A 16,530-nucleotide genomic window follows, 5' to 3' on the forward strand; every position below is an offset into this window, starting at 1 on the left:
TTTCAGAGGCTGGCGTCGACCATGCCATGTCGAACCGCCAACAGCGTCAACTCGACATCACTGCTGATCGAAAGCTTTTCGAAGATGCGGTAACGGTAGGTGTTCACGGTTTTCGGGGACAGGCACAATTTGTCGGAAATGATCTGTACTTTCTGGCAACCGACGATCATCAGCGCGATCTGGATTTCCCGCTCCGACAATGCATCGAAGGGCGAATCGTTGGTTGGCTGGAAGGATTTGATCGCCAGCTGCTGGGCAATCTGCGGGCTGATATAGCGTTGCCCGGCGAACACCAGGCGGATGGCCTGGACCATTTCCGGCAAGCCTGCCCCTTTGGTCAGGTACCCTGCCGCACCGGCTTGCAACAGCCGCGTAGGAAACGGGTCCTCTTCACACACGGTCACCGCGACGACCTTGATATCCGGATGGCTGCGCAGCAATTTGCGAGTGGCTTCAAGCCCACCGATACCCGGCATCTTGACGTCCATCAACACCACATCGGGTTTCAGCTCACGCGCCTTGAGCAGGGACTCCTCACCCGACTCGGCCTGGCCGACTACCTGCAGGCCATCGATGTCAGCCAGCATTCGTGTAATGCCTGTACGAACGAGATCATGGTCATCGACCACTAGCACCCTAATCAAGCAGACACCTCGCGATATGGTCTTATTGGGTTGCCAGACACCTTAGCAAAAAGCATCTGGCAGACCTAGCGGAAAGCGTCAGATTAAAAGTTTCAATTCATCTTGAAAGGCTTGTTGCAAGCGTGCTTCAGCAATGCGGCCTCGGGATCTCCAGCTGCATCCTCAGGAAACATTCGTCCTTGCCTACCACCCTCAATCCCTTGCGCTCGTACAGCCCTTGCGCCGGGTTGTTTTCGAAAACCGTCAGGCGCAACGCCGGGCGCTGCTCCTTGCGCGCGAGAGCCAGTACCTGATCGATCGCCCAGGACCCTGTGCCCTGCCCACGAAACGCTTCGACGATATGCAATTCGCGGATATACAAGGCTCTGGCATCACGACTCAGGCTGACATAACCCAGGACATTGTCGCCTCTTGCAATCAATCGGTTGTCTCGTCCTGCCCAGGCCACGTCGAATGCTTCGTCCTGCCACAAGAGGTCATGCTCGATGTAGTAACGCAGCATGCCGCTACAGGTCAGTTCGCGGGCGAATTCCAGGTCATCGGGCGTTGCCGGACGCCATTGACGTTCCATCATTTCAGCTCCACGGCGAGGGTCAGTGGCGTCATGGTGCATCCTTGTGACGGTATGTTTGTTGTTGAGGTGCAGAGTGTGTCACAACCTTCGGGGCACTCAAGCGATAGAAAGCGTCGTCGTTGGCCGATAGCATTTTCTGATTGAATCTGCGTACCGGCCTCTAGTAAGCTCGGTCCATCCATCGGAGACAGACCATGTTCAACACCCTTTCACAGCCTCGTACCGCCAGCGCCCTGCGCTCGGTTGCGGCTGCCCGGGTGAACGACGGTTGTGCTCCGGTCAGCTTTTATTTTGGGTATTGGTTTAGCCACTGGCGCGCCTGATACCCACAAGGCGCCCACTTTAAACGGGTCGCCACCAGAGAATTCTCAACCCCCGGTCGGCCTCCCGACCGGGGGTTTTGTTTTTTCAGCCCCAAGACTTTTTGCGACACATCAGACATTCAGAGGATTCAGAACATGAACTACGCCACTTATTACCGTTACGACAGTTTTACCGCCTGGCGATTTACCACCCTCCGCTCGGGACAGCCTGCCGCCTCCGATCGGTCACCCACAGGTGGCAAGCACACACACGTAGCCAATTTGGCCAATTGTCGAACACCCCAGTAGGGCCGAGTGCGCGGGCATGAACCCGCCACCAGCCCAGGAAGATTTGAATATGAACTCGTCCGTCTCTGCACTGCCGCTGTCCACCTTGAGCCCTGCCAATGAAGCGCTGACCCTGCGCCTGCCCAGTTCATTGCAACTCAAACAGCAATTGCCCCTCAGCAACGCCCTGACCCGGCAAGTCGCCGCCCACCGCCAGGCGGTTCGCGCGATCCTCAACGGTGAAGATTCCCGCTTGCTGGTCATCGTCGGCCCCTGCTCGATACACGATCCGAAATCAGCCCTCGAATACGCTGAGAACCTTGCTCGCCTCGCCACCGAAGTCAGCGACGAAATGCTGTTGGTGATGCGCGCTTACGTCGAAAAACCCCGGACCACGGTTGGCTGGAAAGGCCTGGCCTACGACCCGCACCTCGATGGCAGCGATGACATGGCCGCCGGCCTGACGCTGTCCCGCGAGCTGATGCGTGAAATGCTCAGCCTGGGCCTGCCCGTTGCCACTGAACTGCTGCAACCGATGGCCGCCGGCTACTTCGACGATCTGTTGAGCTGGGTGGCGATTGGCGCCCGGACCACGGAGTCGCAGATACACCGGGAAATGGCCAGCGGCCTTGGCATGCCTGTAGGGTTCAAGAACGGGACTGACGGAGGTGTCACTGTCGCCAGTGACGCCATGCGCTCCGCGGCCCATCCCCATCGTCATTTCGGAATCGATAGCCAGGGACATCCAGCGATCATTCAAACCGCGGGCAATGCGGACACGCACCTGGTATTGCGCGGCGGCCATCACGGGCCGAACTATGATCGCAACAGCGTCGCCCAGGTGAAGAGCGACCTGACCAGGCTCAGGATTCCAGCTCGAATCATGGTCGATTGCAGTCATGCCAACAGCGGAAAAGACCCGTTGCGCCAGCCAGCCGTGTTCAAGGATGTACTTGAACAACGCCTGCAAGGTGATCGTTCGCTGATCGGCATGATGATCGAGAGTCATTTGTTCGAAGGCTGCCAGCCGTTGAGTTCGTCATTGCAATACGGTGTCTCAGTGACCGATGGCTGCCTCGGTTGGGCCGCGACAGAACAACTGCTGCTTGAAGCGGCAGATCGGCTGCGAGCATAAAATAACGCCCAATAATCAGCATCATCCATCCACCCTCCGGCCTTCATGCGAAGACTGGAGGGCAAATGGCAATCAATGCCCCATCAGGGACTGCACCTTCACCAGTGTCACCCCGGATTGCCGGCAAGTGTCATCACGGCGCTCGACGGAATAGGAAACACGGATCACAGAATCTCGATGCTCGCTCCAGAAGCGGTAGGGAACTATGAACACCAACGGTTTGCCGACGGCGTCTCTGGTTATTTCGCGGTCGTTACAGTGATTGAGTTTCTCCCCCTCGCATTTCAGGTAAACCAGCTCCCCTTTTTCAGCCTTGGTGTTTTCGATGACGATGGTCACGCCATCCTGCGCATCAAGCAGATCCACCCAACCTTCGCCTGCTTCCAGCACAGTGGGTGCTGGCAGTGCCCCCCGCTCCAGATTGCCAATCATCAATGTCGTTACTTCAGAGTAACGGGGACCATGCCCTGCTTGTTTGACGCAATTCAGTTGCAAACGATGGGAATTCACAGGCCCGGCAAAACAGGTGCTCATGAGTGAGCAACCGATTCCGAGTGAGCCACCGTCAAGCGCCGCGATATGTGCGCTGCTCACGGTGAAGATGACGTCCTCGCCGACCCGGTCCTCACTGACAAAGTGCGCCACCTGATGATTGCAGGCGAGGCCATCGACATCCAGCCCCGCCCAACTCAATAGCAATTTGTCGCCGCAGGTCATGCCTGGGCAAGGCAAGACCCTGAAGACGGCTTTTCCGTCAGCGGCGACTATTTAATCTCACGGCCAACAGCCGTGATGTCAGCCTCCCTCTCCGGCTCGCTCGGAAAATCGATGTATACGAAGTAGGTCTTTGATCAGTAGCAACCTGATTGTCGTGAAAATTCGTAAAACTATTCCGACTAAAGCCTCAGCCACTCTTGAATACTCGTACTTGTTCTATTCCGCTTTCCGCAAGCTTCGGCGGACTTTTCATACATCGCGCCAACCTCGAGTGCTTTAGAGTGAAGCGCCATGCAGTCCCAATGAACTTCTGCGTAAAGGTATGAACATGCAAAGGAATGCAAACACCTGTTATCCAATACTGCTGGTCCACGGCCTTTTCGGTTTCGAAAGAATTGGCAAGTTCGAGCTTTTTCACGACATCAGGCAGGCGCTGAGGAACGCCGGAGCAAGGGTGTTCGTTCCCCACTTGTCGGCCGCCCATGACAACGAGGTACGCGGTGGCCAATTGCTCACGCAGATCGAGCGGGTACTGGAAGGTACCGGTGCACGCAAAGTCAACCTCATAGGCCATAGCCAAGGCGCACTGACCGCACGTTATGCCGCAGCGATTGCGCCACACAGTGTGGCGTCGGTGACGTCCGTCAGCGGGCCGAACCATGGCTCGGAACTGGCCGATTTCCTGCGCAAGGCATTGACACCGGGCTGCCTGCCGGAACATGTGGCCGAGACGGTCGTGACCCTCTTCGCCGACTTCCTCGCGACATTAAGCGACAATCAGTACCAACCACAGAGCGCCATTGCGGCCCTCAATGCGCTGACCACCGAAGGCGTAGGCGCATTCAACGACAAATACCCGCAAGGACTGCCCACCACCTGGGGTGGCGAGGGGCGCGAACGGGTCAACGGTGTTCGTTACTACTCGTGGAGCGGCGTGCTGCAGTCGAATGTTTTCGAAGAAGGGCTCAATGCGCTTGATCCGCTCCATGCCTTCTGCCGAGCCCTTTCCGGTTTTTTCGTCACGGAAAGCGAGCAGAACGACGGTTTGGTCGGAAGCTTCAGTTCCCATCTGGGTACGGTTATCCGGTCCGACTATGCGCTGGATCATCTGGACACCATTGGCCAGCCGACCGGACAGTTGCGCACAGGTGTCGACCCGATTGAACTGTATGTCCAGCATGCCGAGCGTTTGAAAGACGCGGGTCTTTGAGGTGTCACCCGCCGTGGATCCCGCGTGGAACGGAACTTTGAGGAGAAATAGCTCACTGAATCCGGTAGGCTCAGCACTTTATCGAGTATTGAAAGGAGTATTTTCTCATGGCTAAAGCCACTGCCCGTCACATCCTTGTTGCCTCGGAAGCCAAGTGCAACGAACTCAAGGCTCAAATCGAGGCCGGCGCCGACTTCGCCGAGGTTGCCAAGGCAAATTCCACCTGCCCTTCCAGCCGCCAGGGCGGTGACCTGGGTTCGTTCGGTCCGGGCCAGATGGTCAAGGAATTCGACACCGTGGTCTTCAGCGCGCCGATCAACGTGGTCCAAGGCCCGGTCAAGACCCAATTCGGCTACCACCTGCTGGAAGTGACCAGCCGTCAGGACTGATCGACGCTTGAGCTCTTCACACAGCGGCCTGCCTTTTGGTGGGCCGTTGTGTTTCCGACACGTAATTCGGCTGGCGAGGGACGCGCCGCTAGCGTACAAATTGTGGTTAACGACCACCCGGCTCTAAGGCTGACAATGCGACTGGCTTTCCCTATCTTGTTGTTCACGACCGTGGCCCTGCTGTCGGGTGCCGCGGGTGTGAATGCGGCACCGCAACCGGCGATGACCGTGTACGGCGAACCGGCAAAATACCCCGCCGGCTTCAGTCATTTCGCCTACACCAACCCGCAGGCCCCCAAGGGCGGCACGATGCGGCGCTCGGCGATCGAAATCGGTCAGTTCGACCATGTCTTGCCTTACATCGACAAAGGCATCGGCGTCACACAGATCGACGGCTTGCTCTATTCGCCGCTGGCCCAACGCTCGCTGGACGAGCCGTACACCGTGTATGGCCTGGTGGCAGAGAAGATGGAGCGTTCCGAGGACGGCCTGTCGCTGCGCTTTTACCTCAACCCCAAGGCGCGCTTTGCCGATGGCAAACCGATTACCGCCGAAGACGTGCGCTACACCTTCGACCTGCTGATGACCCAGGGCAGCCTGCGTTACCGCACTCAGTTCGCCGACGTCAAAGGCGTCGAAGTGGAATCGCCACTGAGCATCCGCTTTGATTTCAGGAACAACGAAAATCGCACCCTGCCGCTGGATATCGCGACCCTGCCGGTGTTTCCCGAACACTGGTGGAAAACCCGCGATTTCGCCGGTGGCGGCGGCTATGAAGCACCGCTGGGCAGCGGCCCCTATAAAGTCGGCAAGATCGATTCCGGGCGCAGCATCACGTTCGAGCGCAATCCCGACTGGTGGGGCAAGGACCTGCCGGTCAGCCGTGGCCTGTACAACTTCGATCACTTCAGCATCGAGTACTTCGGCGATACCGACGTGGCGCGTCAGGTCCTGCGCGGCGGCGCCTTTGACTACAATCGCGAGTTTTCCGCCACCGGCTATTCCATCGGCTACGACAGCCCGGCCCTGAGCGACGGTCGCCTGCAAAAGGCCCACCTTGCCACCGAAGCGCCGCAGCCAGCCCAGGGTTTTGTGTTCAATCTGCAAAAGCCCATGTTCCAGGACCGTCGCGTGCGCCAGGCGTTGGCGATGCTGTGGGACTTCGAGTGGAGCAACCGGCAGATGATGCGCGACATGTACATCCGCCAGCAGAGCTTTTTCTCCAATACCGATCTCGCGGCCCGGCAACTGCCGGATGCGGGTGAGCTGGCGATTCTCGAACCGTTGCGCGGGCAGATCCCCGACGAAGTCTTCACTAAAGTGTTCGAGGCGCCGAAGACCGATGGCAGCGGCGTGATTCGCGACAAGCAGTTGCAGGCCCTGGACTTGCTCGAACAGGCCGGCTGGAAACCCGATGGCGACCAACTGGTCAATGCCGACGGCGAGCCGTTGAGCTTTACGTTCCTGGTCAGTCAGAACGGCATGGACCGCCTGCTGTTGCCCTATAAACGCACGTTGAAACAGATCGGCATCGACCTGAACATCCGCCGCATCGACTCGTCCCAGTACGTCAATCGCCTGATGAGCCGCGACTACGACATGATCGTCACCGGCTACCCGGTCACCACTTCTCCGGGAAACGAACTGCTCAATTATTTCGGTTCGGCGGCGGCCACCGACCCGGGATCAAACAATTACATGGTGTTGAAGAACCCGGCGGTGGACACCCTGATCACCGGGCTGATCCGCGCCAACACCCAGGCCGACATGCTGCACTACGCCCATGCCCTGGACCGCGTGCTGCAATGGAACTACTACTGGATTCCCAACTATTACCCGCCGGGAACCTCTACAGTGTGGTGGAACCGCTTCGGCATCCCGAACGTGCAAGCGAGCAATGACGAAGCCATCGAAAGCTGGTGGGAAATGAGCACCACGCCATTGACCAACCAACAGATGACTGCCGAACGAATCAGCCGTGGCAAACCCGGAGGGCCGCACTGATGTGGGCTTACATATTGCGGCGTCTGCTGCTGATCATTCCGACGCTGGTGATCATTCTTCTGGTCAACTTCGTCATCGTCCAAGCCGCGCCGGGCGGCCCGGTCGAACAGGCCATCGCGCACCTGCAAGGCATTGGCGGCGCCACGGTCGGCGGCGGTTCCGGCGAATCCATGAGCGGCAAGTCCCGCGCCAGTCGCGGTCTCGATCCGCAGCTGATCAAGGACATTGAAAAACAGTACGGCTTCGATAAACCGGCACACGAACGCCTCTGGCTGATGCTTACCAGCTACGCGCGCCTGGACTTCGGCAAGAGTTTCTTCCGTGGCGCCACCGTCACCGACCTGATCCTCGAAAAAATGCCCGTGACCATTTCCCTCGGGCTCTGGGCGACGCTGATCACCTACCTTGTGTCGATTCCACTGGGCATCCGCAAGGCCGTGCACCATGGCAGTCATTTCGACATCTGGAGCAGTACCGCGATCATCATCGGCTATGCCATGCCGGCGTTCCTGTTTGCGATGTTCCTGATCGTGGTCTTTGCCGGTGGCACTTCGCTGAACTGGTTTCCGGTCCGCGGATTGGTCTCGGACAACTTCGAATCGCTGTCGACCGTTGGCAAAGTCGCCGACTACTTCTGGCATCTGGTGTTGCCGGTCACCGCGCTGGTGATCGGCGGTTTCGCCACACTGACCATCCTGACCAAGAACTCGTTCCTCAATGAAATCACCCGCCAATACGTGGTCACCGCCCGGGCCAAGGGTTTGAGTGAACGACGGGTGCTCTATGGACACGTGTTCCGCAACGCCATGCTGTTGGTGGTGTCGGGCATTCCCCAGGCGTTCATCAGTGTATTTTTTGCCGGCTCCCTGCTGATCGAAGTGATCTTCTCCCTCGACGGCCTGGGCCGCATGAGCTACGAAGCAGCGGTATCACGGGACTATCCGGTGGTGTTCGGCTCGCTGTTCATCTTCACCCTGTTCGGCCTTCTGATAAAACTGGTCGGCGACCTCTGCTACACCCTGGTCGACCCGCGTATCGACTTCGCCGCGAGGAACGCCTGATGCTCAAGCTTTCACCGCTGGCGCGTCGCCGCTTCGAGCGATTCAAGAAAAACCGTCGGGGCTGGTGGTCGCTCTGGCTGTTTGTCGGCCTGTTCCTGATGACCCTGGGCGGCGAACTGATCGCCAACGACAAACCGTTGGTGGTCAGCTATCAAGGCCAGTGGTACTTCCCGGTCTTCAAGCGCCACACCGAACAGGAGTTCGGCGGACAACTGCCATTCCAGGCCGACTACCGCAGTGACTATGTCCAGAAGCTGATCAAGCAGGACGGTGGCTGGTTGCTGTTTCCGCCGATTCCGTTCAGTGATGACACCCCCAACTATGACCTGAACAAACCCGCCCCCAGTCCGCCCTCCAGCGTCAATTGGCTCGGCACCGACGACCAGGCGCGGGACGTTCTGGCCCGGGTGATCTTCGGTGCCCGGGTGTCGATCCTCTTTGCCTTGATGCTGACGTTTGTCAGTGCCCTGATCGGCATTGCGGCCGGGGCACTGCAAGGCTATTACGGCGGCTGGGTGGATTTGCTCGGCCAGCGTCTGCTGGAGGTGTGGTCCGGATTGCCGGTGCTGTACCTGCTGATCATTCTGTCGGGCTTCGTCGAGCCGAATTTCTGGTGGTTGCTGGGAATCATGGCGCTGTTTTCATGGCTGGCCCTGGTGGACGTGGTGCGCGCCGAGTTCCTGCGCGGGCGCAACCTGGAATACGTCAAGGCCGCACGCGCGCTGGGCCTGACCGACCGCAAAGTCATCGTGCGGCACATTCTGCCCAATGCCATGAACGCGACCTTGAGCTACTTGCCGTTCATTCTCACCGGGGCGATCTCCACCCTGACGGCGCTGGACTTCCTCGGCTTCGGCATGCCGGCCGGCAGCGCGTCCCTGGGTGAACTGATCGGCCAGGGCAAGCAAAACCTGCAAGCGCCGTGGCTGGGCCTGACAGCATTTTTTACCCTGGCGCTGATTCTTTCTTTACTGGTATTTATCGGCGAAGCGCTGCGCGACGCCTTTGATCCGCGGTCTTGACCCGCGCTCTTGATTCGGAATGTAGAGATGACCAACCTGATCGAAATCCGTGACCTCAGCGTGGCCTTCAGCGGCCAGACCGTGGTGCGCAATCTGTGCCTGGACATCCGCCCCGGCGAATGCCTGGCGCTGGTGGGCGAGTCGGGTTCGGGCAAGTCGGTGACGGCCCACTCGATCCTCCAGTTGCTGCCGCAGACCGATACCGAGACAACCGGCAGCATTCGCTATCGCGGCCAGGAACTGGTGGGCGCCGATACCGGCAAGTTGCGACAACTGCGCGGCAATCGCATCGCGATGATCTTCCAGGAACCGATGACCTCCCTCAATCCGCTGCACAGCATCGAAAAACAGATCGGTGAAACCTTGCTGGTGCACAAAGGCCTGGCAGGCAAAGCGGCGCAAGCGCGGATCCTTGAACTGCTGCACCTGGTGGGCATCCAGAAACCCGAGGAACGTCTCAAGGCCTATCCCCATCAATTGTCCGGTGGCCAGCGCCAACGGGTGATGATCGCCATGGCCCTGGCGTGCGAACCGGAACTGCTGATTGCCGACGAACCGACCACCGCGCTGGATGTGACGGTGCAGCGCAAGATCCTGCTGCTGCTCAAGTCCCTGCAACAGCGGCTGGGCATGTCGCTGCTGCTGATCAGCCATGACCTCAATCTGGTGCGCAGCATCGCCCAGCGCGTGTGCGTGATGAAAGCCGGGGAAGTCGTCGAGCAGGCACCTTGTGAAATCCTTTTCACCGAACCGAAGCACCCTTACAGCTGCGTATTGCTGCACGCCGAACCCGAGGGCGAAGCCTTGCCCCGGGACGCGCGCGAAAACGTGCTGGAGGTGGACAACCTGCAGGTGCGGTTTCCCGTCGGTGGTGGCCTGTTTCAGCGCAAGACCTGGCTGCGGGCCGTCGATGGCATCAGCCTGAACATTCAACGCGGCAAGACCCTGGGCATTGTTGGCGAGTCCGGTTCCGGCAAGTCCACCCTAGGCCAGGCGATCCTGCGTTTACTCGACTCCGAAGGCAGCATCCGCTTTCAAGGCCAGGCGCTGGACGGCCTGACGCAAAAACAGCTACGTCCGTGGCGCAAGACGATGCAGGTGGTGTTCCAGGACCCCTTCGGCAGCCTCAGTCCGCGCATGTCGGTAGCGCAGATCATCAGCGAAGGTCTGGAAGTGCACAGCCAGTTGAGCGCTGAAGAGTGCAATGCCGAAGTGATCCGGGCGCTGAGCGAAGTCGGCTTGGACCCGCAGAGTCGCCATCGCTATCCCCACGAGTTCTCCGGTGGACAGCGCCAGCGCATCGCCATCGCCCGTGCGCTGGTGCTGAAGCCGGCACTGATCCTGCTCGACGAACCGACCTCGGCGCTGGATCGCACGGTGCAGAAACAGGTGGTCGCCCTGCTCCGCCAGCTTCAGGAAAAACACGGCTTGACCTATCTGTTCATCAGCCATGACCTGGCGGTGGTGCGCGCCCTGGCCCACGACATGATCGTGATCAAGGACGGCAAAGTGGTGGAACGCGGCGCCAGCCATGAGGTGTTTGACTCACCGCAGCATCCGTACACCAAGGAGCTGTTGGCGGCGGCGATGCTGGGACAGGCATAATTTTGCCGTTAACTGGTGTTGCGGCCTTCATCGGAACGCCGCCCGGAGCAAGTCCTCTCCCACAGAGTACATCAGTGGCGCTTGAGGATCTGGTCCATGACCCAATCAGTCTTCAGCGCCTGCCCGGCCACGGCCGGATGCTGCGCGTCGCCACGAATATGCGCATTCATGCCCAATACGTGGTGCCACTGGATGTGTGCGTGATGCTCGATGCTCAGGCTGAGGTGCTCGCCGGCGTGCAGCTCGACCGGGTGTTCATCGAACACTGAAAAAGTGATCCGGCCTTTACTGCCAATCACTTCGACCCGGTCTTCACGGCGATCGGCGACAAAGTTCCAGCACCCCATCCCCAGCGCCCCGCTGGCAAACCGCCAGGTGGCACTGACGGCATCTTCGGCCGCGTACAAACCGGCCTGCCGTGCGGTGAACCCGGCGACTTCGACAATATCGCCGAGCAGGTACTGAAACAGGTCCAGGCCATGGCTGGCCAGGTCAGCGAAGTAGCCGCCACCAGCAATCGCCGGGTCAGTGCGCCAGTTATCGGTGCCATCACGATCCGCTGTCGACGGGGCTTTGGTGAGTGTCCAGCTCAAGTGCCGGACCTCGCCGATCCGCCCCTCCTCCAGCCATTGCCGCACTTGCCGGAAGCGTGGCAGCGAACGGCGGTAATAGGACACGAACAGATGCAGCCCCGCATCGGCAAACACCTGCTGCATCTCGCGGCTTTGCCCGGCGTTCAGTGCCATCGGTTTTTCGACGCAACAATGCTTGCCGGCGGCAGCCACCTGCAAGGCATAAGCGTGATGGCTGTCGGGTGGCGTGGCGATGTACACCGCGTCGACCTCGGGATCGTCGATCAGCGCTTGCGCATCGGTGTAAACCCGAGCGATGCCGTGGCGCGCGGCGTAGTCGGTGACGGCTTCCAGGCGCCGGCCCATCACCGCCACCAACGCCGATCCGGGTGCCTTGTATAAGGCCGGCGCGCTTTTGCGTTCAGCGACACTGCCACAACCGATCATGCCCCAGCGCACCACGTTCATAGGTTCTCCCTGCTTCTTAGCCGATGCGCAATGCTCGCAGGTCCAGTCGACCGTCCTTGAGTGGCGGGCACCAGTAGTAGCCACCGGTGACCGGCCGGCTGATGCGGTACAGACCATCGGTGATGCCGTCTTCCAGGCCACTCATGCGGCGCAGTTGGGCTTCGAAGGCATCGAGGGAAAAACCGAAGGCCAGGAACATCAGGCCGGCACGGTCACCTTCGATCCACGGCATCGAGCGGCGCACCACGAAGGCTTCAGGCGCAAAGCTTTCCTGGGCGGTGCGCTTGACGTGGGCGGAAACCGGCGCGTCGTCGATCTCTTCGTTATCGCTCAAGCGGCGACCCATGATGTTGTCTTTTTCATCCGCCGACAGCGCATGGAAACCTTTCAAGTCATGCTGCCACTGCTGGATCGCGGCAAAGCTGCCACCCACCGTACCGTCCGCGCCTTCATCCACCACGGCGGCGCTCACGGCGGCTTCGTCGTGTGGATTCTCGGTACCATCCTCGTAGCCGGTCAGGTCATGGCCGGTCATGTGGCGGAAGGTTTCGTTCATCTGCACCAGGCGCAACGCCGGGGCCAATGCTGCAGCGATGGCGTTGCTGCGGTTGAGCAACTCACCACGGTCTTCACCGTGCAGCCAGCACCAGAGCGCCTGTTGGGTCGACGGATTATCGACGCCGACACCGGTCAGTGCCGGGAAAGTGCGCAGGCCTTCGATCTGCCCATCCAGCGCCTTGACCAGGGATTCACCGAAGCCGACCACCACCGATTTGCCGTCCACCAGGCCTTGCAGGTTATCGAGCGCGGTCGGTAGAGCAGCAACGGATTCGAGAGCGAAGAACATATGGCGGGCTTGAGGCGGAACGGGGGTGGCGAGAATGCCCGGCTGGTAATGACTCATATGAACTCCTCGAAAAAGAGTTCGGAGTTTAACCGGAGTACGAGGGTTTGTGTGCTGTCAGAGGCTGCAGAAGCCCTCTCATCACATGGCGATCAAACCGCGCTGGAGCTTTCGTTGCGGAACGCACTCGGGCTCATACCGGTCCAGCGCCTGAAAGCCCGGCGAAAACTGCGCACGTCGCTGTAGCCGACTTCCTCGGTGATGCGTTCGATGGACATGTCCGGATTGGCCAGCAGGCTCATGGTGCGGGCCTGGCGCACTTGTTCCAGCAATGTCTCGAACGTCTGGGCATGTTCGGTGAGACGGCGGCGCAAGGTGCGGCTACTCATGTTCAGGTCGCCGGCGATTTTCTCGATGTGGCTGCCCTCGGTCAGGTCCCGGGCAATCGCCCGTTCCACCGCCTGGATCAAATCCATTTTCCGGTGCACCTGCGCAGCTTCCAGTTCGAGCAATTTCACTGCCTGACGCAGGGCCAGGGAATGGTGATTGGGCAAATGAACGTCCAGCCAATACGCATCGATCACCATGCGGTTCTGCAGGCAACCGAAACGCACGTCAGGCCCCAGCAGGCGCACATACTCGCCGAGATAGTCCGGCGCGGCATGCATGAACTCCACGGCCATCGGTTTGAAATCCGTCCCGACCAGCGCCCGGCCGTACACCAGCAGGCTGGCGAAAAATTCCTCGACCGCGAACAGCTGAACGTCGGCAAACGGCAAGCGGCATTCAACGTCGACAAACACCCGCTCCCCAGCCTCCTCCACACTCGACACGACAATGCCGCCGGAGGTGTGTTGATGGCGGATGCCGAGTTCAAAGGCATCGCGCAAGGTCTTGCACAGCGACAATACATGCCCCAACAACCCCAGCGTTCCGAGCACATTCTGCGCGCCGACCCACAAGCCCAGCCCCTGATTGGGCAGGACTTTGAGCGCGCGCTGAATCATGGCCACGGCCTGGCGATAGGAAATGCGCTGCGCCGGGTCCTGAAGGTCTTCAAAGTCAAAACCCAACCCTCGGCACAGGCTCTCGGGGTCGATGCCTTTTTGCTCGGCGACTTCGGCCAGGGTTTGCAGGAGAAACGGCGACACCAGCGCCAGTTCAAAGGTGGGGTCAGTCACTTTCATTTGCATGAGGGCATACATTCCGGGTCGAGCTGCATTCTTATTTTTGTAACCGGTTATGTCGAAGGAAGTTAGCACAGGGCTCAAAGGCTGTCCGCAGATGCCCCCCTAAATGGCCGCCAATACCCTGCCTTGCAGGGCGCAGACAGCTTATTTCTATGTTGTGGCCCTCGTATGGACGCCAGAAAGCCCGCTAACAATAATAATGAGAACACCCATGATCCCGACCCGCACGACTCTTCCCCTAGTGGTCATTGGCCTGGCCGGCGTCTGTGCTCTGCAACCGGCACTGGCCACCGAGGCTGGCGTGGACAACATCGGCCCCGGCACCGACGGCTTTTTCATGTTGCCGCTTTCGCCCGACAGCCTTCCGGACAACATGGTTGCGTTCAACCTCTACTACAACCACTACAAAGCCACGAAGCTGAACATCAGCTCGCTCGGCGGCAAGGTGCCAAACGTCGAGATCGAATCCACGGCGGTCATTCCGCGCCTGGATTACCTCAGCCCGGTACGCGTGTTTGGCGGCCGGCTGGCCGGCTACATCGCGCAACCGTGGCTCAAGCAGGAAGTCGCGGTGTTCGGCTTGCAGGACACCCGCGAAGGCATGGGCGATACCACGATCGCGCCGATCATTCTCTGGGACATGGGCAAGAACCTGACCCTCGGTGCCGCCATTGAAGTCACCGTGCCGACCGGCGAATACAGCGTTGATCGCCTGGCCAATACCAGCAACAACTTCTACACCTACAAACCGTTGTTCTCCTTCACCTGGCTGCCGACGGACAGAACCGAGGTGTCGATGAAGACCACGTACAGTTTCAACGAGAAAAACAAGGACACCGATTACAAGTCGGGGCAGATTTTCCACTTCGACTACTCAGCCAGTTTCAAAATCACCGACGACCTGATGCTCGGGCTGAACGGCTACTACCTGAAGCAAACCACCGATGACAAACAGTTTGGCCACACCGTGCAGTTCAATGGCCAGGACGTGAACGACGGGGTGCGCGGCCAGGTATTTGCGATTGGTCCGGCGCTGCACTGGACCTTTCTCAAATACGCCAGCGCAGAGATTCGCTGGGCCAAGGAGTTTGACGTGGAAAACCGACCTGAAGGGGAAATGCTTTGGGCCAAGGTCAGTATTCCGTATGCGTTTTGATTGACCCCCTTCGCGAGCAGGCTCGCTCCCACAGGTAGAAATGCGTTCCTTGCAGGAGCGGGCCTGCTCGCGAAGGCTGCGGCACATACACTGAAAACCCTTCAGGAATACACCGGCCAGCTATCAACAATCTTCCCACCCCGAACCGCCAGCAAATCCCCGAACTGCAGCAACACCGACTCCGTCTGGACAGGCCGCAAAAACACCTGATCCTCAACCGCCAGCCCCACCTCCGCCGAACCATTGACCATTTCCTGGTTCGAGCTGCGGCCATACACAGCATTGCTCTGCAACCCCGGCGGCGATTCGAACTCCGCCATCCAGTTACCGCCATAGATAAAAAACGTCTCGCGCAGATTGGGGTCCCACCAGGAAAACAATCCGGACTTGTCATCCAGCGCCGGAATACTCACCGCCCCGGTGCTTTTCAACACCGGCGTGGCGATGTACGCGGCTGGCACATGTTCCACCAGTGACGGCAAGTCATAGTGAGTGGGCTTGAGCATCGCCGTCCCTACCGACACTTCGCTGCTCAGTTGCTCGCGCTCATGCATGCGATAGCTCGGGCTGCCGGCCGTATTGAGGGTCAACCCTTCACGCCACAAACCGGGGTATTGCTGACGCGTGAAGTCGACGCAGCGGTTGTAAATCACCATCACCCTGGCGAACAGTTCTTCGGGCGAGCCCAGAATCCCCGGCACCCCCATGCCCACGAACGGGTCGTAGCCCATGAACCCGGCGAACTCCAGGTGCTGTGGGTGCTGGCTGATCAGCGTCAGCATCTGCCCGAGTACGCCAAGGTCGCTGACGCCACCGCGATGCAGTCCGACATCCAGTTCGATGTTCACCCGCAATCGCGTGCCCAGCCCCTTAGCCAGAGCGAGGTATTGCTGCAAGCGTTGCGGCGTGTCGAGCAGCCATTGCAATTGCTTAGAAGGGTCGAAAGCCCCCTTGTGCGACTGATAAAACAACTCGACCGAACGCACCGGCAGCGGCTTGCCCAGCAGAATGTCGGCCTCGGGAAACTGCACCGCGTCATGATTGAGAAACGGTTGGTGAAAGGACATCAGGCGTTGCGTGCCGGCGCGCTGGGCGATGTAGGCCAATAGCCCCGGCGCCGGCAGCGACTTTTCCACCAGCCGCAGGTGTTTGCCGCCGCGTTCGACCGACTGCATCACTGCATCGATGTTGTGATCCAGCCGGTCAAGGTCGATCAGCATCACCGGGCGCATCGGACCATGGTCCTTGAGTTCGAGGTTCAACGTACGGAAGTAATCGCTGTACGGCGCACCCCGGTCACCCGGTCGCAACCACGCCCCGAGCCCTACCAACAAGGCACCGACACCCGC

At 59.6% G+C, this 16,530-nt stretch carries 15 protein-coding genes; 8 read left to right on the forward strand and 7 right to left on the reverse strand.

Annotation, left to right across the window (positions count from 1 at the left end):
• Nucleotides 1-2: 2 nt before the first annotated feature.
• Nucleotides 3-644, reverse strand: coding sequence for a UvrY/SirA/GacA family response regulator transcription factor (gene uvrY, locus CAF65_RS18965; protein ID WP_008015884.1), 642 nt, complete (start codon nucleotides 642-644; stop codon nucleotides 3-5).
• 127 nt (nucleotides 645-771) lie between these two features.
• Nucleotides 772-1,215 (reverse strand): N-acetyltransferase, encoded by a 444-nt coding sequence (locus CAF65_RS18970; protein ID WP_085717655.1) that lies wholly within the window; start codon nucleotides 1,213-1,215, stop codon nucleotides 772-774.
• Nucleotides 1,216-1,878: 663 nt separating this feature from the next.
• On the opposite strand from CAF65_RS18970, the gene CAF65_RS18975 reads away from it, so the two are divergent.
• Nucleotides 1,879-2,943: a 3-deoxy-7-phosphoheptulonate synthase gene (locus CAF65_RS18975; protein WP_085717656.1), complete on the forward strand. Its 1,065-nt coding sequence runs from the start codon at nucleotides 1,879-1,881 to the stop codon at nucleotides 2,941-2,943.
• Nucleotides 2,944-3,015: 72 nt separating this feature from the next.
• Here the strand turns inward: CAF65_RS18975 and CAF65_RS18980 are convergent, their stop codons facing one another.
• Entirely contained in the window at nucleotides 3,016-3,660 is a 645-nt protein-coding gene (locus tag CAF65_RS18980) for a hypothetical protein (protein ID WP_256578665.1), read from the reverse strand.
• Between the two features lie 328 nt (nucleotides 3,661-3,988).
• Between CAF65_RS18980 and CAF65_RS18985 the strand changes: the two genes are divergently transcribed.
• The 6 genes from CAF65_RS18985 to CAF65_RS19010 all read left to right on the forward strand — a co-directional run bounded on the left by CAF65_RS18985 (nucleotide 3,989) and on the right by CAF65_RS19010 (nucleotide 10,951).
• A complete protein-coding gene (locus CAF65_RS18985; RefSeq protein ID WP_085717744.1) occupies nucleotides 3,989-4,870 on the forward strand; it encodes a triacylglycerol lipase in 882 nt (293 codons plus the stop codon).
• 107 nt (nucleotides 4,871-4,977) lie between these two features.
• Nucleotides 4,978-5,259, forward strand: coding sequence for a peptidylprolyl isomerase (locus CAF65_RS18990; protein WP_007984657.1), 282 nt, complete (start codon nucleotides 4,978-4,980; stop codon nucleotides 5,257-5,259).
• A gap of 135 nt (nucleotides 5,260-5,394) precedes the next feature.
• Nucleotides 5,395-7,263: an extracellular solute-binding protein gene (locus CAF65_RS18995; protein WP_085717657.1), complete on the forward strand. Its 1,869-nt coding sequence runs from the start codon at nucleotides 5,395-5,397 to the stop codon at nucleotides 7,261-7,263.
• A complete protein-coding gene (locus CAF65_RS19000; RefSeq protein ID WP_085717658.1) occupies nucleotides 7,263-8,324 on the forward strand; it encodes a microcin C ABC transporter permease YejB in 1,062 nt (353 codons plus the stop codon). Before CAF65_RS18995 ends, CAF65_RS19000 begins: the two co-directional genes overlap by 1 nt.
• Nucleotides 8,324-9,346 carry an ABC transporter permease gene (locus CAF65_RS19005; RefSeq protein WP_085717659.1) on the forward strand — a complete coding sequence of 341 codons (1,023 nt, stop codon included), beginning with the start codon at nucleotides 8,324-8,326 and terminating at the stop codon, nucleotides 9,344-9,346. The genes CAF65_RS19000 and CAF65_RS19005 overlap by 1 nt, the downstream gene beginning before the upstream one ends.
• Before the next feature lie 27 nt (nucleotides 9,347-9,373).
• Nucleotides 9,374-10,951, forward strand: coding sequence for an ABC transporter ATP-binding protein (locus CAF65_RS19010; protein WP_085717660.1), 1,578 nt, complete (start codon nucleotides 9,374-9,376; stop codon nucleotides 10,949-10,951).
• A gap of 71 nt (nucleotides 10,952-11,022) precedes the next feature.
• Here the strand turns inward: CAF65_RS19010 and CAF65_RS19015 are convergent, their stop codons facing one another.
• The 3 genes from CAF65_RS19015 to CAF65_RS19025 form a co-directional block, all read right to left on the reverse strand.
• Nucleotides 11,023-11,991: a Gfo/Idh/MocA family protein gene (locus CAF65_RS19015; RefSeq protein WP_085717661.1), complete on the reverse strand. Its 969-nt coding sequence runs from the start codon at nucleotides 11,989-11,991 to the stop codon at nucleotides 11,023-11,025.
• A gap of 16 nt (nucleotides 11,992-12,007) precedes the next feature.
• Entirely contained in the window at nucleotides 12,008-12,895 is an 888-nt protein-coding gene (locus tag CAF65_RS19020; RefSeq protein WP_085717662.1) for a Dyp-type peroxidase, read from the reverse strand.
• A 92-nt stretch (nucleotides 12,896-12,987) separates the two neighbouring features.
• A complete protein-coding gene (locus CAF65_RS19025; protein ID WP_085717663.1) occupies nucleotides 12,988-14,028 on the reverse strand; it encodes an AraC family transcriptional regulator in 1,041 nt (346 codons plus the stop codon).
• A 208-nt stretch (nucleotides 14,029-14,236) separates the two neighbouring features.
• Here CAF65_RS19025 and CAF65_RS19030 point away from each other — a divergent pair, with 208 nt between their 5' ends.
• The gene (locus tag CAF65_RS19030; RefSeq protein ID WP_085717664.1) at nucleotides 14,237-15,181 is read left to right on the forward strand and encodes a transporter; all 945 of its coding nucleotides are present in this window, start codon (nucleotides 14,237-14,239) and stop codon (nucleotides 15,179-15,181) included.
• 101 nt (nucleotides 15,182-15,282) lie between these two features.
• Here the strand turns inward: CAF65_RS19030 and CAF65_RS19035 are convergent, their stop codons facing one another.
• Nucleotides 15,283-16,491: a DSD1 family PLP-dependent enzyme gene (locus CAF65_RS19035; RefSeq protein ID WP_178076721.1), complete on the reverse strand. Its 1,209-nt coding sequence runs from the start codon at nucleotides 16,489-16,491 to the stop codon at nucleotides 15,283-15,285.
• Nucleotides 16,492-16,530: the final 39 nt, after the last annotated feature.

The sequence above is a fragment of the Pseudomonas sp. B28(2017) genome, assembly GCF_002113025.1.
GTDB lineage: Bacteria > Pseudomonadota > Gammaproteobacteria > Pseudomonadales > Pseudomonadaceae > Aquipseudomonas.